This window comes from Endozoicomonas sp. ALC013 (assembly GCF_049310205.1).
Lineage (GTDB): Bacteria > Pseudomonadota > Gammaproteobacteria > Pseudomonadales > Endozoicomonadaceae > Endozoicomonas.
The window spans coordinates 1-21,825 of the sequence record NZ_JBLYNS010000089.1 but is presented as its reverse complement, the minus strand read 5'-3'; the positions used below and the strand labels follow the sequence as shown (position 1 = coordinate 21,825).

The window sequence follows — 21,825 nt, the reverse complement described above, 5'->3', positions numbered from 1 at the left end:
GTCACCAGAAGCCCTGATGTGGGCTATCCAAAAGGGTCACAGCACGATTGTCAACGCCCTGCTGAGCCATGGAGCCGACCTTAACCAGTGCCCGAAGGCCTTAGTGTGGGCCGCTGAGAATGGTCACGTTGAGACGGTCAAGACATTGCTGAACAAAGGAGTTCCCCCGGAGTATTGTCAAGAAGCACTGGTGCATGCCTCAAGAAAGGGACAGCTTGAGATCGTTAACGCTCTGTTAGCCAAAGGTGCCAATCTCCATCGGTCGCCAGCGGCCCTGGATCATGCCGTAACTAATGGGTATGTCGAGATCACCAGCGCATTGCTGACCACCGGAGCCACACCTCAACAGTTATCCAAGGCCCTGGTCTGTGCCGCTACAAGAGGACATGCAGGGGTCGTCCACACTTTGCTGGCCTATGGTGCCATCCCACACCACTCTCCAGATGCCCTCGTGATTGCCGCCCGTGAGGGTCACATTCAGGTTGTCAGCATGCTGTTGGCCAACGGTGGGACTCCCCATCAGTCTCCTGAAGCCCTGGTGCAAGCCTCCTCGAATGGCCATGTCAGTATCGTTAAAACTTTACTGACACACGGAGCCAACCTCCACCAGTCACCAGCAGCCCTGGCCTGGGCATTCAGGAAAGGACAAACCGAAATCACTTACCTTCTGAAAAACCACATACCCGAGTTACAATGCCAACAACCAACACTTCTGCAACTGTGCGCACGAACGTGCATCCGTAACCGATTGATCGAAAATCTGAATATCAGCGGGCAACCGGTACGGCCAGCAATTGAAGCACTGCCACTGCCCGATCAATTGAAGAAGTTTATCTACAACCCACTGCTTCCAACACCTTCCTGAAACACTGAGGCAGAAGAGATCAAAGTGGATAACCTCAAACCACCCGACCCGGTTTCTGTTCATGCCAGCTTTCAGTTCCTGTATCATCTCCCCCATAGAAATACCACGATGGAACCTGAATGAGCAGCAAACCGGCGGACACTTCTGACGCAGCAAATGATCAAGCAACCACCGAACAATCCGTCTCCGCCAGGCTTATTGCAGAAAAATTTATCAGAGTCGCCATCCCTTCTCCTCTGAGGCAATTGTTCGACTACTTACCACCAGACACGCATTCTGCCACGGCCATTCACCCTGGCAGCAGAGTTATCGTGCCTTTTGGCCCACGGCAAATGGTGGGGATTGTGCTCTCCATCGAATCCGGCACTGACATTCCTGCCAATAAGCTGAAACAAGTCATTTCTGTCCTGGATCAAGGGGCTCTTGTACCAGAGGATATTATCCAGCTATGCCAGTGGGCAGCCCGTTATTACCATCACAGCATCGGAGAAACCCTGCACCAGGCTCTGCCGAAAAACCTGCGCCTGGGAAAACCGGCATCCACCGGCAGCATTCCTTTCTGGTACCCCCTGGTTGAACCGGACAGTGAGTTACGAAACCAGCTGAAGCGATCAAAAAAGCAGCTGGCCGCCCTGACGCTGATTGGTGAAAATCCTGCCGGCATCAGCGCCACGGAGCTCCATGAATACGGTTTCAGCAAGAGCACTCTAAAAGAGCTGGCCAAAAAAGGATTGATCCATTCCCGGGATGTTGAGCCTTCCCCACGCCTGTTTACCGAAACCACCAACCCACTGAAGTCTGCTCACCTTCAGCTGAACGAAGAACAGGCGTTTGCCTGTGAAGCCATTACCGATTGCCTGGGATCCTATCGCACTTATCTTCTGGAAGGCATCACCGGCAGCGGCAAAACCGAAGTGTACCTGCAGGCTATTTCAGCAGCATTGGCCAACGGTAAGCAGACATTAGTGCTGATTCCGGAAATCGGCCTCACGCCTCAGACGGTCAGGCGCTTTCGTGATCGTTTCAAGGTACCGGTTGCCTGCCTGCATTCGGGGCTCAGCGATGGTGAACGATTACAAGGCTGGCTCGAAGCGGCCAGGGGCACGGCTGGCATATTGATTGCCACCCGTTCAGGCATTTTCACCCCAATGCCACACCTTGGGCTTATTATTGTTGATGAGGAGCATGACGGCTCTTATAAGCAGCAGGAAAGCCTGCGATATAACGCCAGGGATCTTGCCATATTCCGCGGCAGCCAGTGCCACTGTCCGGTCGTCCTTGGATCGGCAACCCCTTCCCTGGAAACGCTACACAATGCGCATCAGGGAAAATACACTCAGCTTCACCTGAAGCAGAGGGCAGGGAATGCGCGTCCACCCGCCATGGAGCTGCTGGATATGCGCCACCAGGTTCTGAAAGACGGCTTATCCACAGAACTGCTGCAAAGAATGACTGCTCATCTTGGACGAGGCAATCAGGTGATGGTTTTCCTGAACCGTCGTGGCTATGCGCCATCCATGATCTGTCAGGACTGCGGCACCATTATCGACTGCCCGCACTGCGATGCGCACATGACCATTCACCGTTACCCTCCCCATATGCACTGCCATCATTGCGATCTGCAACAGGCTATCCCATGGCAGTGCCCATCGTGCCGGAGCAGAAAGCTTCAACCTGTAGGCCAGGGTACGGAGCGGACAGAGCAGACCCTCAGCCAACACTTCTCCGGTTATCCCGTGCTGAGAATCGACCGGGACACCACGCGCAGAAAACAAGCGTTGAGCAATATGCTGGAGGAAGTGCAGTCCGGCAGACCCTGCATACTGCTGGGCACACAGATGCTGGCGAAAGGTCACCACTTCCCGAATGTGACCCTGGTTGCCATCGTCAATGCCGATGCAGGGCTGTTCAGCTCTGACTTCAGAGGACCGGAAAGAACCGGCCAATTGATTATGCAGGTGGCGGGGCGAGCAGGACGGGGGAATAAGCCCGGACAGGTTATTATTCAAACCTATAATCCGGAACACCCTGCGCTCCAGCTTCTGTCCATGAACGATTACAGCCGTTTTGCCAGCAGTCTGTTTATGGAAAGAAAAAGCCTGAATCTTCCCCCACAGGGATATTTAACCCTGGTTCGATCAGAGTCGGTTAACCAGGGGGAAAGTGAAGCCCTACTCTCAGCGTTGAGACACTATGCTGAGCGGGCAGCCGAAGGCAGCAATGTTCGGTTACTGGGTCCGATTCCAGCCCCCATGGAAAAGCGTCAGGGACGCTACCGCTGGCACCTTCTTATCCAGGGAAAAAGCAGAAATCATTTACACGCGGTGGTGAGTAGCGTTGTCAGCTACCTGGAAAGCCACCGGCTTCCCAGACAACTGAAGTGGACGGTAGATATTGACCCTCAGGAGATGAGCTAGTACATGGTTTCAATGAATTTGACGGGTTGTCGTGCCTCCGGACTCCGTTCGTCCTGAGCCTGTCGAAGGGCGAAAACTCCGGACTCTGATAGATCGTGCCAAGCACCCTTCGACTCCGCTCAGGGTGAACGGAGATTGTACCCGTCAAACTGAGGCTGACCGAGAATAGCGCACGTAGCGAGGAGGGCAGTCTATTCTCGGTCAGCCTCCTATAGCATCCGCGATATTGCCTGAATTTGTCCACGCTGGAAGTTCTGCATGGCACTTTTACGGGCAAAGTCGAGATATCTCCGGATATCACTGTCCGGCAGAGATTTATAAGTGTAAAGAAAGATATCCCGCATTCTTTCCGGCATATCTTTCCGGATATAGGGCTTCTCCTGAGCTTTCAACACCTGGGCAGGTCTCATTGGCTGCTCGGCACCTGCGGGCATGACCTCCCGAAGCATTCTCTGGGCTCCCACTGAAGCACTGGCAGCCAGCTCGGTACTCAGCTCAACAGCATCAAGTGCTTCCATCAACTCTTCTATTAAAATTATCCGGTTATTTCTGGGCAGCTCCGCCGACAGTTTTTCCCGGATATACATCTCCATTTTTGCCTGATTGGCAGGATCACTGGCTTCAGCCTCAAGGCGGAGAATTTTCTTACCCAGGGGCGATCCGAACCAGTCAATCAACCGGTCCAATTCACCCACCGACAACGCTTCATCCAGGGTTACTTTCATGGAAGCCCGAAAAAAGTCGGGACTGTAACGAATTTTGACCACCTGATTGACCGTATCCACAACTGGCTCAGGAATCGGATATTTCTGCTGCTGAAGAGTCATACTGTCGTGTATCCAGTCAAGCTGACGTTCCAGTCCTGTCTGGTCATAAAGTTTATCCAACAGCTGATGCTTTGCAGGTGATGCCAATGCATTGGCAGTAAAAAGCAGGGGAGCGAACAAACCTACAACTACTAATCTCTTTCCGTCCATAGTCAGAGCCGTGTTGATACCGTTTATTGTGAAACAGTCAGTTAATATATCTATCAACCCACTGTATGGAGTGAGCGACAGTGACTGGATTATCGCCAGAACGCTCACTTTTACCATACTCTGTTGAGTATCAGTCGTAAAGTTTACTGACGATGGCCGTTACCGCCGTCTCGACCCGTAAAATACGTGGTCCAAGATGGATCCTTTGAAACCCGGCCTGTGCCAGTTTATCCACTTCATAGTCAATAAAGCCCCCTTCCGGACCAATAGCCAGCACAGCAGGCCTGGAAATCTGATGCGGGCAGCTTTCACCCCCTGCCGGATGAGCCACCAGCCCCAGCTTTCCTGCCACCAGGGTCGGCAAACGATCTTCCACAAAAGGTTTGAAACGCTTTTCAAGAATCACTTCTGGCATGATCGTATCCCGGGCCTGCTCAAGACCCAGTATCAGCTGCTCACGCACTTTCCCGGGGCTTAACCAAGGGGACTGCCAGAAACTTTTTTCAACCCGATAACTGTTCATCAGGATAATCTTTTTAACACCCAGCGCCGTCAGATGCTGGAGTGAACGTTTGAGCATTTTGGGCCGGGGTAAAGCCAGCAGAACCGTCAAAGGCAGGGCCGGAGGGGGAGGCATATTCAGCTCCACCTCAAGACGCATTATTTCTGAAGACAGATGAGTAATTTTCCCCGTGCCCATCTTGCCATTCACCAGGCCAACACGCAGCATATCGCCTTCACTGGCCTGATGAACGTCCAGCACATGCCTTAACTGTCGCTGGTCCAGCTCTGCATGCCATTCATCAATAAAGTGTTGTTGCTCAAGGAGGAGAAGATTCATCTAAACAGCCATACGCTGATAAGCCAGTTAATCAGCAGGGAACTGAAACTGACACATTCATATAAAAGGAAAATCAGAGTGCTTAAAAAGCGACGCCTTTCCGATAATCATCCACAAGCCGGTCAATCTCATCAAGTACCCGATCAATGGCTGCCGACGGTAGCTTGATCTTACCAGATACCAGCTCATCCCTTAACTCATCCACAGACAAATAATTACTCGAAAGCGATGCTTTAAGTGGGTGAAAAACCGGATCAGAGAGTAGCCAGAGCAGGCCGTTCTGGACCACCTCAATGGAAACATCAAATGGTGAATGCTGGTAAATGTGGTCAGAATTAAACGCTTCCTGACCATCTGAGAAGTGGGGATATGGCATACTTCCTCCCTGAAACAACCGTATCATAGGATAGCATAGCACCTGAACCTTATGGGCGACCCCGTCTCGGCGACCCCGTCCAGGCGACCAGAGAGCATAGCCTGGACGATAGAAATTGGTGGAAAATACGTTTTTGTTAGATTGGGGGGGAAGTAGTTCTATTTGTCGAACAAAATCGGACTTTCAGACCAATTTGCTACCAACGCGCGACTGCATGGTTAGAGGCAACTGCAGGAGCAGTTGCCACACAAGGCATACCATTCACGGTCAACTTCGTTCACTAAAAAGAACTATTGTCATCCTTCCAACCTGATTGCATTGAGGGGGGCAGAAATGGCGATTGATCCACACTGACATCCATGCAACCGTCATCAGTATCTTTCTCATTCTGCACCTGGGAATCTCGAACACCTTCTTCGCAGAATTGTTCCGGTGCAGAGACCTCGACACCTGAAAGTGGCTTGAGCAACGTGATAACTCGCTCGAACTGACTCCGGGTTATGCTTGATTTCTTGCCAGTATTCACATTGCATCTACCATTTAAGTCCACGGTGATTTTATTCTCCTGGTTGTGCAATACCGAATTTTCCACGCTTGCAACATACACCAGAAGATAAACCATGCCGTTTCTGCACGCGTATTCAAGCCAGTTAAATCCATGTTTATCTTGACAGTTATGATCTGGGTCTTTCTCCAGCAACAAACAGGCTACCTTACCTCCGTAGGTATTATTGTTATTTTGAACCATACACAGCCGATGCAATGGTTTCTGGTTAGCCTTGTTGAGCGCGTTGACATTCGCTCCCAGCTTTATTAATACCTCTACCGCATGCAGTTGGTTATTACTGGCAGCGATGTGCAATGGCGTATTGCCCTGTCGATCCTGGCAATTGATGATATCGGTGGAAAGTGCGGCGCTCTCAATACCAGCAATGCCAGCAATACCAGCGAACCGGTCCTGTTCCACCAGAAGTTCGATCAATCCCGGGAAGTTGTGCCTGGCGGCATGGTGAATAGGCTTCCAACTGTTGCTATCCATCATGTGCTGATTGGCACCTGCCCCAAGCAAGGCCTCAAGACCCACACGCCTGCCATTGCGCTCTTCGGATACACTGTCAAAACGACGAATGAATTTGGCGTCCTCAGCCCTGGCCCCACAAAGCAATGCCAGTGGCGTAAAACCATGTCCATTAACAACATTGATATTGTTTACCTTACCCGTGGCAATGATGGCTGCCACCGCCTCTCCATTGCCTGATATGGCCGCAGAGTGCAATGGGTTACAACCTCTCAAGTCGCCGAGGGTAATCTCTGTATTCAGATCAGCCCCTCCAGTAAGATAAGTCTGAATCTGCTCCAGCTTAACCACCTTGTGTTGTTCCAGGCCGACACATAACTTCCTGGTTTGATCAATGGTTTCCGGTTTAATCTTTGGCTCAACACCAGTTAACACCTTGACACTCTCTGCGTTGCCATTTTTCGGGTCCGAGCCTTGCTCTGACCCGAAAGTCATGGATTGCAAATCGGGAGCAATAGCTCTGCAAACTTCTCTATAACGATGAGGATGAGGATTAAGATTCATCTGTCACTCCAGGTATATATACCTATCATCTTTCAATTTTTTGCTTAAAGATGAATTTGACCGACAAAACAAGAAAAGGTTCAATACTTCTATATCTGCATTGAACACCAATGCTTACAACGATAATAAGCGTTGCGAAAGAGTACTAAGTTTCTGCCTCATCCGGTTTCCGGCTTTTCACAAACCGGGCAAAGAGAATTCCGCACTCAAACAACAGCCACATCGGAATGGCCAGCAGAGACTGTGAAATAACATCAGGCGGCGTCATGATCATACCGATCACAAAGCAGCCAACCACCACGTATGGGCGCTTTTCCTTGAGGCTTTCGACCGTAGTCACCCCCGACCACACCAGCAGAACCGTCGCCACAGGGATTTCAAAAGCGATACCAAAGGCAAAGAACAACTTCAGGATAAAATCCAGATAACTGTTGATATCCGTCATCACGGTGACTGACTCAGGGCCAACCGTGGTGAAAAACGAGAAAATCAAAGGGAAGACCACATAGTAGGCAAAGGCAATGCCCAGGTAAAACAACACAATACTGGCAACCAGCAGAGGAATTGCGATGACTTTTTCATGCCGATACAGGCCAGGCGCAATAAAGCCCCACGCCTGATGGAGAATAAATGGAATCGCAATAAACAGCGACAGCACAATGGTCAGCTTAAAGGGTGCCAGAAAGGGTGAGGCCACCTCGGTGGCAATCATGGTACTGCCTTCCGGCAGGCTGGCGCGGAGCGGTTCCGAGATATAAACGTAAATATCGTTGGCAAAATAAAACAGCCCGGCAAAAACCACCAGCACGGCAACCAGGCTTTTCAGGATACGCCCGCGCAACTCAAGGAGGTGCTGAACGAGCGGCTGCTCTTTATCCTGACCTTTTGATGTCTGTTGAGAATCATCCGACGTTTGTTGTGACATAGTTTACCAAACCCGTCGTAAAGCATCGCCCAATCGGGCGGTGATATAAGACAGGAGCGCGCAGAGCGCTCCGCTTGAGTGTTTGTTCATTCCTTGCTAACTTTATTCAGTCTTTTGTAGACCTACCGTCGGGCAGACGGGATGTAAAGTCTGCGGAGTTCGTGTGAGACTTGGGGAGCATGGGTTGATTCGTCATCGTAAAAGCTCCCACTGTGGAACTTTTATGCGATAACCAAGCCTAGGCGGCCCCACCTGTTCCCTGAGCTACGGACCGTGAAACAGAAACGTTCTTGAGCGATCAAGAACCCTCGCCCGCCAGGGCGGGGAGTGTCAGTTACTGCCCTTTTCCTGAGACAGGCGAGCAGAGGTGTCATTCACTGCCTGTTGGTTAACACTGCCATCTCCACTCACTGAGCCACTGTCAACCCCGGACGAGGCATTTACACCGGAAGACGTCTGGTCTTCGGCAGGATCAATGCTCACAGACTTTTTCAGATCATTGATCTGACTTTGAAACTGTTCGCGAGTTTTATTCAACTCTTTCATGACAGCTTCATTGTGCAATTGCTGTTTGATTCCGTCGGCATCAATCTCCCGCTCAAGCTCCTCTTTGACGGACTGAAAACTGCGACGAATTTTGCCCACCCAGTAAGCGGTTGTCCGGATGGCCTGAGGCAGGCGCTCCGGACCCAGCACCACCAGGGCAATTACGGCAACCAATAACAACTCTGTAAAACCTATATCAAGCACAGCGAACTATCACACCTCTCGATCGCCACTCAATTACCAAAGCGTAGCTGTAGCTCCCCTGCAAGAGGGGATCACACCTGGCTCAAAAGAACAGCTTCCGCCAAAACCGGCCTGAAAGCCCTTTTATACAGTCAAGACTGCTTATGCCTGGACTTTTCCAGGTCAGACTCAAGATTACGCTGCTCAACAGAGCCAGCCTTCAGCTCAGGCTTCCCTGAGTTTTTTTCATTATTTTTCTCACCTTCCGACTCTTCATCAGAGCCCAGTGCTTTTTTAAAACCTTTTACTGCATTGCCCAGATCACTGCCCATTCCACGAAGCTTTTTCGTACCAAAAAGCATCACTACGATCAACAGAATGATCAGCAACTGCCAGATACTGATGCCACCAAAACCCATTTTCTACTCCTTCAGCTCTCCATAAAGCTGATCAAATAATACACAAAGAGAGGACATATTACCCCATTCCATCACCAGGAGCCTGTCCGAGAATAGACTGCCCTACGCGGCAACTGCTCCTGCGTTGCCCTAGCTCCTGCATCCATACAGTCGTGCGGTGGCAGCAAATTGGTCTAAAAATTCGCTTTTGTTCGGCAAATAGCCCCGCTATTCACCTCACAAAACCGAATTTTTATCCTCAATTTTCTGCCATCCTCGCTACGGGGTCGCCTAGACGGGCGCTATTCTCGGTCAGGCTCCCAGGGGCGTGGCTATTTTGCAACAAACGTTCAGGAAAAGTCGGGAAATACAGTTACCCGCGGGATGCTTTCTCTTCTATACCGGAAAGCCCGAAACGACGATCCAGCTCATTCAACACATCAGCAGGCTCAAGCCCAAGATGGGACAGCATGACCATAGTATGGAACCAGAGATCAGCCGTTTCATAAATAACCGCCTCCCGATTATGGTCATATTCTGATGCCTTGGCGGCAATCAGCACTTCTGCTGACTCTTCCCCCACTTTTTTCAGAATATGGTCCAGTCCCTTGCTATGAAGTTGTGCAACATACGAGGAATCCGGATCAGCTTGCCTGCGGTTGCTTAATACTTCAGTCAATTTTTTGATTATATCGTTCATGTTTTAACCTGTGGGATGATTTACAGCAAAGAATACAGCCTTTACCGATGTCCATAAATCGTTGCCGGATCCTGCAACACCGGCTCTTCGGTATCCCACGATGCGTCTCCATGGTTATCCCTGAGGCGACGATAAAAGCAAGACTTACGTCCTGTGTGACAGGCAATACCACCTGTTTGTTCCACTTTCAGCAGGATCGCATCGCCATCACAGTCAAGGCGACACTCTACCAGCCGTTGCGTATGGCCAGAGCTTTCGCCCTTGCGCCATAGCCTGCCCCGTGAACGGGACCAGTAAATGGCAACCTGTTCTTTCAGGGTCAGTTCCAGCGATTCCCGGTTCATCCAGGCCAACATCAAAACCTCTGCGGTTTTATGGTCCTGGGCAATGGCTGTCACCAGGCCATCATCGTTCCACTGAACCTCATCCAACCAGTGAGTTGTTTTCATAACACTATCCAATCATTTTATTTGTTCACATACTTACGCGGCTGATCAGATATCATATCCCTGTTACCCACCGAGACACGACAACGTTAGCATGCAGGCACTAACACAACAGGCTTGGAGAAGATCACCTAAGCAACCATTGCCAAATAGCTGTTCACAACACCCTTTATCGTTAGCACGCCGCTCTACCTGGAAAGCATCTTCTCTCATCTGCATCCTGACGTTATTGAGCAAAAGCACATTATTACGATTACGTTCAGGAACAGGTTTATTACGGTCTGGAAAAGCTTGTGGCGTCTGCCTCATAGCTTCCGAGTAGGACGGCGGAGGCGCAGCACACAGGTGACAAGGCTGGGAAACAACAACGTCATGCCCCGAGAAACGTCCAGGCACATCTGGACCTGACGCTTCAGTAGCGCCGTAGCCTGATGGTTGGGCGCGGCTTACAAAACCACCCGGAACCGAATTCATGGGGCAACTCCTGATAGCTGATGGATACCAATATGTTGACCCCCGGTAGTAAAAAAAGTTCATGGGCCGATTCGTGCCTGACCCGGGGGGTGTCATAGCAACGGTATAAGCTGGCAACCTTCTTAGCGAACAACCAGCCAACCACCCATTGCCACAGCCAGTAATCCAACCATTGTCTGATCCAGCAGCTCTTTTTCCACAAAAAGGGAACCTGAAGTCACCATCAACGCCCCGCCTGCCAGAAGTAGCAGAACACCAAAACGCCTCTGCTTTTGCTGGCGTTTTTCCGCCCTCACCTGCTGATGATGCAACGCCTGTTGCTGGTCAACCAGGGTTCGCACCGTTGACATCACTCTCTGGGCCATCACGGGAGCACTTAGCAGCCAGTCTGCACTTTGCTCCTTAATATCGCAGAGAATACCAGTTGGGCTGACCTGGCCTTTCATCCACTTTTCCAGATAGGGCTGAGCCGTGGCCCAGAGATCCAGATCCGGGTATAACTGCCGCCCCAATCCCTCGACATTCAATAATGTCTTCTCCAGCAGCACCAGCTGCGGTTGAACCTGCATATTAAAGCGGCGAGCCACCTGAAAGAGCCTGACCAGCAGCTGGCCGAAGGAGATATCCTTAAGGGGCTTTTCAAAGATCGGTTCACAGACGGTACGAATCGCCGCTTCAAGCTCTCCTACCGGCGTATCTCTGGGCACCCATCCGGAATCCACATGCAACTGGGCAACCTTGCGGTAGTCCCGCCGAAAGAAAGCCAGCAGGTTACTGGCCAGATAGTGCTGATCTTCCGGCTCAAGCGTACCGATAATGCCACAGTCGATCCCGATATAGCGCGGCTCAGCAGGATTGGTGGTATCAATAAAAATATTGCCCGGATGCATATCCGCATGGAAAAAGCGATCCCGAAACACCTGGGTGAAGAATATTTCAACGCCCCGCTCTGCCAGTTTTTTCATATCCACATGCTGCGCTTTCATCGTGGCAATATCGGAAACAGGCACCCCGTAAATCCGCTCAACGACCATCACTTTTGTGCGGCAGTAATCCCAGTAAACCTGGGGCACAAACAACAGGGGAGAGGTCAGGAAGTTACGTCGCAGCTGCGAACAGTTAGCCGCTTCCCGCAACAGATCAAGCTCATCCAGAATGGTACGTTCATAGTCGGCCACCACTTCCACCGGCCTCAAACGACGAGCGTCTTTTGATAAAGCAATCAGCACGCGGGCAAACAGATACATTAAGCCAATGTCTTTGCGAATCACCCGGTCAATGCCCGGACGAATCACTTTGACCACCACCTCTTCACCGGTATGCAGCTGAGCGGTATGAACCTGGGCAACCGAGGCAGAAGCCAATGGTTCACGATCAAAACGGGCAAACAGGGTATCAACATCGCTGCCCAGGCTGGACTCAATAATGCCAATCGCCTCGGCGGCGGGAAACGGCGGCACATCGTCCTGAAGCCGGGACAACTCATCACTGATATCATCCGGCAACAGGTCCCGCCGGGTTGAGAGGATTTGCCCGAACTTGATAAAGATAGGCCCAAGCGCCTCCAGAGAGAGGCGGACACGCTCACCCCGGGGGGCATTATTGCGGATAACATAGCGCCAGGGCAGCAAAATCAGCAGGCAGCGCAGCCAGAACGGTGAGCGCTCCGAATCAATCAGATTATCCAGCCGGTTACGGGCGACAGCGGCCACAATTTTCAACAAACGGATCAACGTCAGGCCCCCGACTTATGATTTGGCATCAGATGTATTTTTTGCAGGTTGTATGATTTGCCATTGCTCTTCCAGCCGCTCCATCGACTCAGCCAGGCACCCCACTTCCTCCGCAAAGCTTTCCACTTCAATCCTTGACGGAATCAGGCGAAGTTCTTCCTGAAGGTATTCCCCGAGGTTGTCCATAACCAGCTGCTGCCCCCGGTGAACATGGTCACCGACGAAGCGGAGCCCCCGGGCCATAAAATGTCCGGTGATGTCGCCAAAGGTCTGGCAAAGCGGTCTTTCCCAGTCCAACTCCATCTGCTGGTGAATCTGCTGCAAATCAGCAATCAGTGTCTTATCACCAGAAACACTCAACCCGGGAACATCAGCAAACGGCAGATTCCTGCGCGTCGCCAGTGTGACAAATGCAATGCTGGAACCTGTAAAGGTGGCATCCACCGCATATTCGCGCTCTTCACCAAGAGTACTGGCAAGACGAATACGGTCATGCTCAAAGTGGACATAACATAACCACTGCGGCGAAGTGCACTGAAAAGCCACCACCTTACCAAACCAGTGCGACAGTTTTTTTATGGTGACCGGATCCAGAGCCAACAGTGAATTGACCTGACGCTCGAGGGCGGCCAGCAACCCCATCTTGACGACGATGTTATCAACAGAGCTGTCAGAAGAGCTGTTATCAGAGTCGGCCATCAGGGCTTAACTCCCTTATGCAGCGCCACAATGCCGCCGGTCATATTGTGGTAGGCCGTATTGACAAACCCGGCCTGTTTCATCATGCCTTCCAGCGTCTCCTGATCCGGATGCATGCGAATACTTTCCGCAAGGTACTGATAACTTTCGGAGTCCCCGGCCACCAGCTTGCCCATCATTGGCAGCAAACTGAACGAATAAGCATCGTAAGCCCTGGTCAGCAATGGATGGTTGGTTTTGGAAAACTCTAGAACCAGCAACCGCCCACCCGGCTTTAACACCCGGCACATAGAGCGAAGTGCCGCATTCTTATCCGTCACATTACGCAGACCAAAAGAGATGGTAATGCAGTCAAAGGTGTTATCCGGGAAAGGCAGGCATTCCGCATTGGCCTGGACAAACTCCATATTGCCAACAATACCCTGATCAGTCAGTCGATCCCGACCGACGCGCAACATGGATTCATTGATATCCGCCAGCACAACCCGCCCGGTTTCTCCAACGATACGGGAAAACTGCCTGGCCAGATCGCCAGTCCCCCCGGCGATATCCAGCACCACATGACCGGGCCTGGCGGCAGAAAGCTCAATGGTAAAACGCTTCCAGAGCCGATGAATACCCAGGGACATCAGGTCATTCATCACATCATAGCTACTGGCTACCGAGTGAAAGACACCCGCTACCAGCCCTTCTTTATCACTCTCTGGCACATCACGATAACCAAAGTGCGTTGTGCCATCATGCTTTTGCTTGCCACTGTCAGTCATGATCCTTCCCGGCATTCGTTCGATCAATCTTATGGCTGGTTATTGTAAAGGCAAATGACTTATGGCGTAAGCATGAGAACAGGTATCGTCGCCATTACCGGAAAAAACGGCGAATGCTCTCTATGGAACTGCCCTGAAATAACTGCCACATTTTCGATGTTATCCAGCAAAGAAAAGCCTTGCCACAGAGAGACGGATGCGCGGAGAAAAGAAAAATCTTTTCCTCTGAGCCTCCGTGTCTCTGTGGCAAACAGAGGAAGTTATTCAGGTAGAATTTCTAACCGGGAGAGAATAGGAGCGAAGTCATGGAATAAGCTTCCGTAATCAACTACCATCACAGCCATTATTTATTATTGGCTCTGTCATTACTCATTCTGCCCCATGGACTTCAACCGTATCTCCGGCCTGCGCAGCCACCCGGCCTGGCGACTGTTGCAGGCAGACAGCGCACCGCTGATTATCAGCTTCCTGCACCGCGCCTTTATTGCCACCAACCAACGCTCGGTGGGGGCAGAAGAGCTGGCCACCAGGCTGGACGATTACCTGCACCATCTACGGGAAACCACCGGGGAGAACCGGTACCCCAAAAAAGGGCGGGATTATCTCAACAACTGGTCTGCCGGTGAACACGGGTATTTAAGAAAGTATTACCCACCCGCCAGCATGGGTGATGAACCGCTGTTTGACCTGACGCCCGCCACCGAAAAAGTGATTGAGTGGATTGCCAGTTTTGAACAGAAACAATTTGTCGGCACCGAGTCCAGACTACTGACCATTTTCCGGCTACTGCGGGAAATTGCCGATGAGACCGAAACCGACCCCACCCTGCGCATTCAACAATTAGAGCAGGAAAAGACCGCCATTGAACGACAGATTGCCCAGCTTCGTGAAGGTCATGTCACCCCTCACGACGGTACCCGTATCAAGGAAAAATTCCTGCAGGCAGAAGATACCGCACGGCAGCTGTTGTCTGACTTCCGTCAGGTGGAAGAGAACTTCCGGGCACTGGACCGGGGCGTCAGAGAGCGGATCACCACCAGCAGCAGCGGTAAGGGCCAGATGCTGGACACCATTTTCTCGGAGCAGGATGCCATTACTGAATCGGACCAGGGGCGCAGCTTCAAGGCATTCTGGAGCTGGCTGATGTCCCCGGTCAGCCAGGATGAATTGCAGGAGACATTGCAAAAAGTCCTCCGGCTGCCGGAAATCAATAGCCTCAACAGTGATAAAGACCCTTTGCTGGACGGCATTCGTTTTCGTCTGCTGGAAGCCGGGGAAAAAGTGAACAGCACCTGCGCCCTGTTAGTGGAACAGTTACGCCGCTACCTGGATGACCAGGCCTGGCTGGAAAACCGCCGGATTATGGAGATTGTCCGGGATATTGAGCAGAACGCCATCACCATTCGCCAGCACCCGCCACCGGATAAACTGTTCACCACACTGTCGCCATTAAAACCGGAAGTGGAGCTGCCCATGGGTCGGGGGCTGTTCCGCCCTGCCCTGCGCCCGGTGATTGATGAAGTGCCGGAAGAGGGTCAGGGCGATGTGGACACCAGCGCACTCTATAATCAGCACTATGTGGATGAGCAGGCCCTGAAAAGCCAGATTCGCTTCGCCCTGCAAACCCGGTCACAAATCACCCTGGCAGAACTGCTGGAACTCTACCCGGTGAAAAAAGGATTAAGCGAAGTGGTCGCCTACTTACATATCGCGGCTGAATCGGATCGGGCGGTAATCAACGCTGAACATAATCAAGCGGTTCAGTGGCTGGACAATACCGGGAATACTAAAGCGGCGTGGATGCCTTCGGTGATTTTCACCCGTTAATGGTTTTTTACCTATTAATCACTTCGTCATAACAAAATGAGTAAGAATGAATCAGCCCCATCACAGGGGAACGCCAATCTGGGTGTCGTTGTGGTCAACCTGATGAAAGGTGTTGTCTACCGGGACCAGAATCCAGCGGTATGGCAGCAGCTTGAAGAACTTCATGGGCCAGTATTGGACTATGTCCGGGTCATGGGTCTGGACCTGATCCTGGACGAGGCCGAAGGCTACGCTTTTCTCCGGCAACTGGATGAAGAGACCACCGAAGCAGACGACGACAAGACAAAGCTGCCGCGACTGGTGGCCCGTCGCCCCCTCAGTTTTCCGGTCAGCCTGCTCTGCGTACTGCTGCGCAAAAAAATGGTGGAGCAGGACGCCAGCGGTGGTGATGCCCGGCTGATCCTGAACCGTGAACAGATCGTTGAGATGATGCGGGTGTTCCTGCCGGACCGGGCCAATGAAGCCCGACTGTTTGACCAGATCGATACCCACATCAATAAAGTGGCCGAATTTGGCTTCCTGAAAAAACTGTCCGGCAATCCCCCCGCCTGGGAAGTACGACGCATCATCAAGGCACTGGTGGATGCCGACTGGCTGGCGGATTTTAACGACAAACTCAAGGTATACCGGGACCATGCAGACACACTCGTTTGATTTTTCCGACAGCACAAAACGGGCTGGCTTTCGTCTGGCAGCCCTGGAAGTGCTGAACTGGGGAACCTTTCACAAAAAAATCTGGGTCGCCACCCCCGGTGGTGATAACAGCCTGCTGACCGGGGATATCGGTTCCGGTAAATCCACCCTGGTGGATGGTCTCACCACCCTGTTGGTCCCCAGCCAGAAAATCACCTACAACAAGGCGGCGGGTGCGGAAACCAAAGAGCGCAACCTCACCTCCTATGTGCGCGGATACTACAAAAGCGCCAAGGATGACGACACCCTCAGCGCCAAAGCGGTGGCCCTGCGCGACCATAACAGCTACAGCGTCCTGCTGGCCCGTTTTGTCAACGAAGGGTTTGACCAGACCATCACCCTGGCCCAGGTATTCTGGAGCCGGGATAACAGCAATACGCCGGAGCGCTTCTATCTGGTGGCACGAAAACCGTTATCCATTGCCAAACACTTCAGCGGCTTTGGCAGTGATATTGGTGACCTGAAAAAAAAGTTGAAACGAAAGGAGCACATCAAGCTGTTTGACAGTTTCAGCCAATACCAGGCCGAGTTCCGTCGCCAGATGGGCATTGACAACGATCAGGCTTTGGAGCTGCTTTACCAGACCGTCTCCATGAAATCCGTGGGCAACCTGACCGAGTTTGTCCGCAGCCACATGCTGGAAAGCACTGATGCCGAAGAGAAAGTCAACGAACTCAGTCGTCAGTTTGACAATCTTAACCGGGCTCACGAGGCGGTACTGAAAGCTCGCCAGCAAATTGACCGCCTCGCCCCCATGATTGACAACTGCAACCAGTATGAAAGCATTGAGTCAAGCATTGCGGCCCTGCGCCAGTCCAGAGAAGCGCTGTACGGTTTTTTTGCCGATAAAAAAATCACGCTGCTGACGGAGCGCATCCAACGCCGGGAACAGGAACAGCAAAAACTCGAATCCCGCCTGCAGGAGCTGCGTCTGTCCATTGATGACCTGCGCACCACCAGCCGTGAACTGGAACGGGCCATTGACCAGAATGGTGGCCAGCGCCTCTCCGAACTAAAAACAGAACTGGAACGACTGGGACGGGAACGGAACCGCATCGCCAAAGCCTGTGATGATTACCAGGCACTGTGCAACATCCTGGAATTCTCCCAACCTGCAGACGACGATGGTTTTTTTCATAACCGGCAGCAGGCGGAAACCGGACTGCAATCCCTGGAGAAACAGCAGGCCGATCTGCAAAACCAGCAAGTGGAACACCGCGTTGAGTTCCAGAAACTGCGCAGTCAGCACGATGAACTGGAAGCAGAGATCGCCTCGCTGAAAAGTCGTCAGTCCAATATCCCCAGCCGCAACCTGGCCATCCGTCAGGCCCTGAGTGAATCCCTCAACCTGCCGGAATCCACCCTGCCCTTTGCCGGTGAACTGCTCCAGGTTCGCGAAGAAGACAAACACTGGGAAGGGGCGGTTGAACGAGTACTCCATAATTTTGCCCTGAGCCTGCTGGTGCCCGATGAGCACTACCAGTCCGTTGCTGACTATGTGGATCGCACCCACCTCAAGGGACGTCTGGTCTATTACCGGGTTCGCCAGCCCGCCCGCGCCACGGCCGATACCCTTGACCCTCGCTCCTTGTGCCGCAAGGTCTCGATCAAGACCGACAGCCAGTTTTACAGCTGGCTTGAGCATGAACTGTCCCAGCGCTTTGACTATATCTGTTGCGATCAGCTGGCCGACTTCCGCCGGGAGGTTCGGGCCATCACCACCGCCGGACAGATCAAAAGTGGCGGCAGCCGCCATGAAAAAGACGACCGTTACCGTATTGATGACCGTTCCCGTTTTGTCCTGGGCTGGAGCAACCGGGAAAAAATCTTCACCCTGGAAGCCACCCGTAAACAGCTGGAAGCCGACATTCAGAAATCCGCCAGCGCTGAGATGCGGTTTAACCAGCAGATCAACCAGCTGAACCAGCGGCAGTTAGATCTGAAGCTGCTGCTGAAATACGCGGATTTTGCCGAAATCAACTGGCAGCCCCTGGCCATTCAAATCAACAGCCTGGAACAGGAAAAGCAGCAGCTTGAAACACGCTCCGACATTCTTCGCACCTTGCGCGAACGCCTGGAACGTTGTGAAGCAGCTACTCGTGAAAAAGAGGAACAGGAGCGTAAACTGACCAGGGAGTCCGGTACCGCTGCAGAGAAGCTGAAACAGGATCACAAACTGCTGAAGTTTTCTGAACAACAGCTTTCAGAGCTTCCGGAAACCGCCCGGGAGTCATGCTTTCCCACGCTTGCCGAAATGGAACATGAAGCCCTGGGGGACAAAAAGATCACCATTGAAAACTGCGACAGCTCCCAATCCACCATGCGCAGCTGGCTGCAGCATCGCCTGGATAGCCGGGAGAAAAAGTCCCGGGAACTGGCGGCCCGGATTACCGGGCAGATGGCGGACTATAAAAACGCCTATCCCCAGGAAACCCGTGAAGTGGACGCCTCCATGGGCTCAGTTGCGGAATTCACCGCCATGCTGGAAACCCTGCAAGGGGAAGACCTGCCCCGCCATGAGCAACGGTTTAAACAGATGCTTAATGAAGGCACCATCCACAACATGGCCATGTTCCAGAACTGGCTGGATCATCAGCAACAAACCATTCGGGATAAAATCGCCACCATTAACCGCTCCCTGGCCGCTATTGACTACAGCGACGGCACCTATATACGACTGGTGGCGGACAATCACCGGGACCCGGAGATCAACCAGTTCAAAATCGACCTGAGAAACTGCCTCGGCGATACACTGACCGCCGATAACAGCGATGATGCCTATGCGGAAAACAAATTCCTGCAGGTGAAAACCATTGTCGAACGATTTAATGGCCGGGAAGGCCAGAGCGAACTGGACAAACGCTGGACCCGCAAAGTGACCGATGTGCGCAACTGGTTCCTGTTCAATGCCTCGGAACGCTATCGAGAAGATGACTCGGAAAAAGAGTTCTATTCCGATGCCGGTGGCAAATCCGGAGGGCAAAAGGAGAAACTGGCCTACACCATCCTGGCGGCAGCACTGGCCTACCAGCTGGGTCTGGAGTGGGGCGAAAACCATTCCCGCTCTTTCCGCTTTGTTATGATCGACGAAGCCTTTGGCCGGGGTTCTGACGAGTCCGCCCGCTACGGGCTGGAGCTGTTTCGCCGGTTGAATCTGCAATTATTGATTGTCACCCCCCTGCAGAAGATTCATGTGATTGAAGATTATGTGAACTCTGTCCACTTTGTTCATAACCAGGGCGGGAACCACTCTATGCTCCGGAACCTGACCATTGAACAATACCGACAGGAGAAACAGCAGGAGCAGGAGCGTCTGCTTAAGGAAACCATAAGCCAGAACCGGGCAGAAGCCATTAGCTAAATGATTACCCTCACCGAACTGCAAAAAAAATCCCTGCGCCCCTGGAGTTCCGGGGCGTTTTTGAGAAGTGTGTTGCAGGGAGAATCCCTGTTTCCGCTGGAAATTACGTTTCGCAAACCTTCCGGCAAAGTGCTCAGCCAGGAGTTTGCCAAAGTGCGGGACTGGATAGCCCTGTTACACAGCAATAGCAAGGCGGTAAAAGGCAGTGGTTATCGGCTGGATTATCGCAGCATCAACCATCAGCAGCTCGGTACCCAGCGCCTGCCCCAGCGCATTGTGTTTGAACACCGGGAAGACTGGCTGGGTTTTATCGGCAAGATCAAAGCCTTTCGCCAGTTTGATGAACTGGCGGGCACAACCAGACGACAGCTGCCAGAGTTAATGCCCTGGCTGCTGGATAAACCGTTAAAAGCCCTGGAGCTGGTTGATAGCTGGCCCCGGTTGCTGAAGGTCTGCCGATATTTTCAGCTGAATCCAAAACCGGGGCGTTACATCCGCCAGTTGGATATCCAAAGTGTTGACAGCAAATTTATTGAAAATAACAAGGGCATTCTCTCGGAGTTGCTGAGCCTGGCCCTTGAACCGGAGGATTTTGATGGGACCATCGCCGGGCTCGCGGAAAACGGTTTTGAGCGCCGCTTTGGTTTACGGTTTGATGAGCCGCTGGTGCGATACCGGTTATTGGATCATCCCGGCCCGGTGACGGATATCACGGTTCCGGTGTCGCAATTTATAGATCCGGGAACCGGCAAGGTGTTTATCACAGAAAACAAGGTCAATGGTCTTGCCTTTCCACCAGTACCGGATGCCATTGTCATCTTTGGGCTGGGCTATGGTATTCAGTCACTGTCTTCCATTGGCTGGCTGAAGGAAAAAGAGATTATCTATTGGGGGGATATTGACACCCACGGTTTTGCCATTCTCTCCCGCCTGCGCCAGCATTTTCCGCAAGTCCGCTCCTTGTTGATGGACCAAGCCACCCTGCAAACGCATTTGGCACTGTGTACAGAGGAGATGGACAGCAAGCGTTTTACTGGTGAACTGCCGGGGCTTACCCCGGATGAATCGCCAGTGTTTGCGGCCCTGAAAGATAATACCTTCGGAAAAAACCTGCGTCTGGAACAGGAGCGTGTTGGTTATGGCTGGCTGTTGGATGCACTTTGACCTGTGATAGCATTAGCAGCGAAAATCCAGGGTGAGGTCTTTCTTTTTGAACACATTCAAGTTTCAAGACCTAACACTGGTTTCTTAATGGTTTCTTAACACTGGTTTCTCTTGTGCGGGGCGGACCATATATAACCTCCAGCTTCTCTTTCCGTATAACATCTATCAGGTATTATTCGAGATTTCATTCCCAACCAGTACAGTACTTAAGAGCTGGCAAGTGTACGGAAGCATTGAGCTTTGAAATTTGAGTTTTGCAAATGAGCATAGTATTCACCCGACAAGATCGAAATCTTTACGACGTACTCAATCAGGCAACTGAAGATGAGCTGCTGCTGTTATCCAAAATTATTGGTGACAATAAAAAGGACACCCACTTTTTAAAAAGTGAAGAGAGCGACAGCGTCCCACAACTGGCTTCCTGACAACCCGCAGGGCCTCTGGTAAGCTTGCCTTCAGCTGCTCCCTTGTCCCGTTTTTCCTGACGCTTTCCGCCCTTCATAGGCAGCATTACACCATCAAGAGAGGCCGCTACCGTCGCAGCATTGGCTGGAACCTGAAAGTTGTCTGCCAGACATATACTCAAAAGGTTCAAGATACTGTTCCCACCGTTCACTGAGTTTTGCAGGAAGACGAGCCAAAGTACTGGCCGACGGTTTCATATTTCCCAGCAACTCAAGAAGGCTTGCCACTTCGGTTGGTGGCAACTGAGCCACCATCCATGCCGCTTGCTTTGCCGCCCTGGGTAACCAGAACCCTTCAACAATCCCTGCCTGGAGTTCCAGGGGGACTATACATTTGCTTCCTGAGCCGGATCGATACAGGGTTCGCTTTACCCGGACAGAGCCAGC

General features: G+C 52.0%; 20 protein-coding genes. 7 read left to right on the top strand and 13 right to left on the bottom strand.

The window, feature by feature from the left end:
* Together ACO6V1_RS15635 and ACO6V1_RS15630 are read left to right on the top strand one after the other, a co-directional pair.
* A partial coding sequence (locus tag ACO6V1_RS15635) for an ankyrin repeat domain-containing protein (RefSeq protein ID WP_422467529.1) occupies nt 1-865 on the top strand: 865 nt, incomplete at its 5' end.
* 119 nt (nt 866-984) lie between these two features.
* Nucleotides 985-3,282 carry a primosomal protein N' gene (locus ACO6V1_RS15630; RefSeq protein ID WP_422446353.1) on the top strand — a complete coding sequence of 766 codons (2,298 nt, stop codon included), beginning with the start codon at nt 985-987 and terminating at the stop codon, nt 3,280-3,282.
* Nucleotides 3,283-3,491: 209 nt separating this feature from the next.
* On the opposite strand, the gene ACO6V1_RS15625 is transcribed toward ACO6V1_RS15630, so the two are convergent.
* The 12 genes from ACO6V1_RS15625 to ubiE form a co-directional block, all read right to left on the bottom strand.
* A complete protein-coding gene (locus tag ACO6V1_RS15625; RefSeq protein WP_163369377.1) occupies nt 3,492-4,169 on the bottom strand; it encodes a DUF2059 domain-containing protein in 678 nt (225 codons plus the stop codon).
* Nucleotides 4,170-4,389: 220 nt separating this feature from the next.
* Complete coding sequence (locus ACO6V1_RS15620; protein ID WP_422461088.1) at nt 4,390-5,100, bottom strand: 16S rRNA (uracil(1498)-N(3))-methyltransferase; 711 nt, start codon at nt 5,098-5,100, stop codon at nt 4,390-4,392.
* Nucleotides 5,101-5,182: 82 nt separating this feature from the next.
* Nucleotides 5,183-5,476, bottom strand: coding sequence for a hypothetical protein (locus tag ACO6V1_RS15615; RefSeq protein ID WP_422461086.1), 294 nt, complete (start codon nt 5,474-5,476; stop codon nt 5,183-5,185).
* A gap of 280 nt (nt 5,477-5,756) precedes the next feature.
* Nucleotides 5,757-7,058, bottom strand: a complete 1,302-nt coding sequence (locus ACO6V1_RS15610) for an ankyrin repeat domain-containing protein (RefSeq protein WP_422461084.1) — start codon at nt 7,056-7,058, stop codon at nt 5,757-5,759.
* Nucleotides 7,059-7,203: 145 nt separating this feature from the next.
* Nucleotides 7,204-7,983 carry a twin-arginine translocase subunit TatC gene (gene tatC / locus ACO6V1_RS15605; RefSeq protein ID WP_163369373.1) on the bottom strand — a complete coding sequence of 260 codons (780 nt, stop codon included), beginning with the start codon at nt 7,981-7,983 and terminating at the stop codon, nt 7,204-7,206.
* Nucleotides 7,984-8,313: 330 nt separating this feature from the next.
* Nucleotides 8,314-8,733 (bottom strand): Sec-independent protein translocase protein TatB, encoded by a 420-nt coding sequence (tatB, locus tag ACO6V1_RS15600; protein WP_422461082.1) that lies wholly within the window; start codon nt 8,731-8,733, stop codon nt 8,314-8,316.
* A gap of 131 nt (nt 8,734-8,864) precedes the next feature.
* Nucleotides 8,865-9,131: a twin-arginine translocase TatA/TatE family subunit gene (gene tatA / locus ACO6V1_RS15595; protein WP_422446364.1), complete on the bottom strand. Its 267-nt coding sequence runs from the start codon at nt 9,129-9,131 to the stop codon at nt 8,865-8,867.
* Nucleotides 9,132-9,483: 352 nt separating this feature from the next.
* Nucleotides 9,484-9,810, bottom strand: coding sequence for a phosphoribosyl-ATP diphosphatase (locus ACO6V1_RS15590; protein ID WP_422446366.1), 327 nt, complete (start codon nt 9,808-9,810; stop codon nt 9,484-9,486).
* A gap of 41 nt (nt 9,811-9,851) precedes the next feature.
* Entirely contained in the window at nt 9,852-10,259 is a 408-nt protein-coding gene (gene hisI, locus ACO6V1_RS15585; RefSeq protein WP_422446368.1) for a phosphoribosyl-AMP cyclohydrolase, read from the bottom strand.
* A gap of 593 nt (nt 10,260-10,852) precedes the next feature.
* Entirely contained in the window at nt 10,853-12,469 is a 1,617-nt protein-coding gene (gene ubiB, locus ACO6V1_RS15580; protein ID WP_422467531.1) for a ubiquinone biosynthesis regulatory protein kinase UbiB, read from the bottom strand.
* A gap of 9 nt (nt 12,470-12,478) precedes the next feature.
* Complete coding sequence (locus tag ACO6V1_RS15575; RefSeq protein ID WP_422467527.1) at nt 12,479-13,162, bottom strand: ubiquinone biosynthesis accessory factor UbiJ; 684 nt, start codon at nt 13,160-13,162, stop codon at nt 12,479-12,481.
* A complete protein-coding gene (gene ubiE / locus ACO6V1_RS15570; protein WP_422446372.1) occupies nt 13,162-13,929 on the bottom strand; it encodes a bifunctional demethylmenaquinone methyltransferase/2-methoxy-6-polyprenyl-1,4-benzoquinol methylase UbiE in 768 nt (255 codons plus the stop codon). Before ubiE ends, ACO6V1_RS15575 begins: the two co-directional genes overlap by 1 nt.
* Nucleotides 13,930-14,310: 381 nt before the next feature.
* Here ubiE and ACO6V1_RS15565 point away from each other — a divergent pair, with 381 nt between their 5' ends.
* The 5 genes from ACO6V1_RS15565 (at nt 14,311) to ACO6V1_RS15545 (ending at nt 21,399) form a co-directional block, all read left to right on the top strand.
* A complete protein-coding gene (locus ACO6V1_RS15565) occupies nt 14,311-15,756 on the top strand; it encodes a DUF3375 domain-containing protein (RefSeq protein ID WP_422446374.1) in 1,446 nt (481 codons plus the stop codon).
* Nucleotides 15,757-15,792: 36 nt separating this feature from the next.
* Complete coding sequence (locus ACO6V1_RS15560; protein WP_101744996.1) at nt 15,793-16,410, top strand: DUF4194 domain-containing protein; 618 nt, start codon at nt 15,793-15,795, stop codon at nt 16,408-16,410.
* Entirely contained in the window at nt 16,391-19,810 is a 3,420-nt protein-coding gene (locus ACO6V1_RS15555) for an ATP-binding protein (RefSeq protein WP_422467525.1), read from the top strand. Before ACO6V1_RS15560 ends, ACO6V1_RS15555 begins: the two co-directional genes overlap by 20 nt.
* The gene (locus ACO6V1_RS15550) at nt 19,811-20,974 is read left to right on the top strand and encodes a DUF3322 domain-containing protein (RefSeq protein WP_422446378.1); all 1,164 of its coding nucleotides are present in this window, start codon (nt 19,811-19,813) and stop codon (nt 20,972-20,974) included.
* Between the two features lie 260 nt (nt 20,975-21,234).
* Nucleotides 21,235-21,399, top strand: coding sequence for a hypothetical protein (locus tag ACO6V1_RS15545; protein WP_422446380.1), 165 nt, complete (start codon nt 21,235-21,237; stop codon nt 21,397-21,399).
* A gap of 93 nt (nt 21,400-21,492) precedes the next feature.
* Here ACO6V1_RS15545 and ACO6V1_RS15540 read toward each other — a convergent pair.
* The coding region (locus ACO6V1_RS15540) for a hypothetical protein (protein WP_422467523.1) at nt 21,493-21,825 on the bottom strand (333 nt) is incomplete at its 5' end.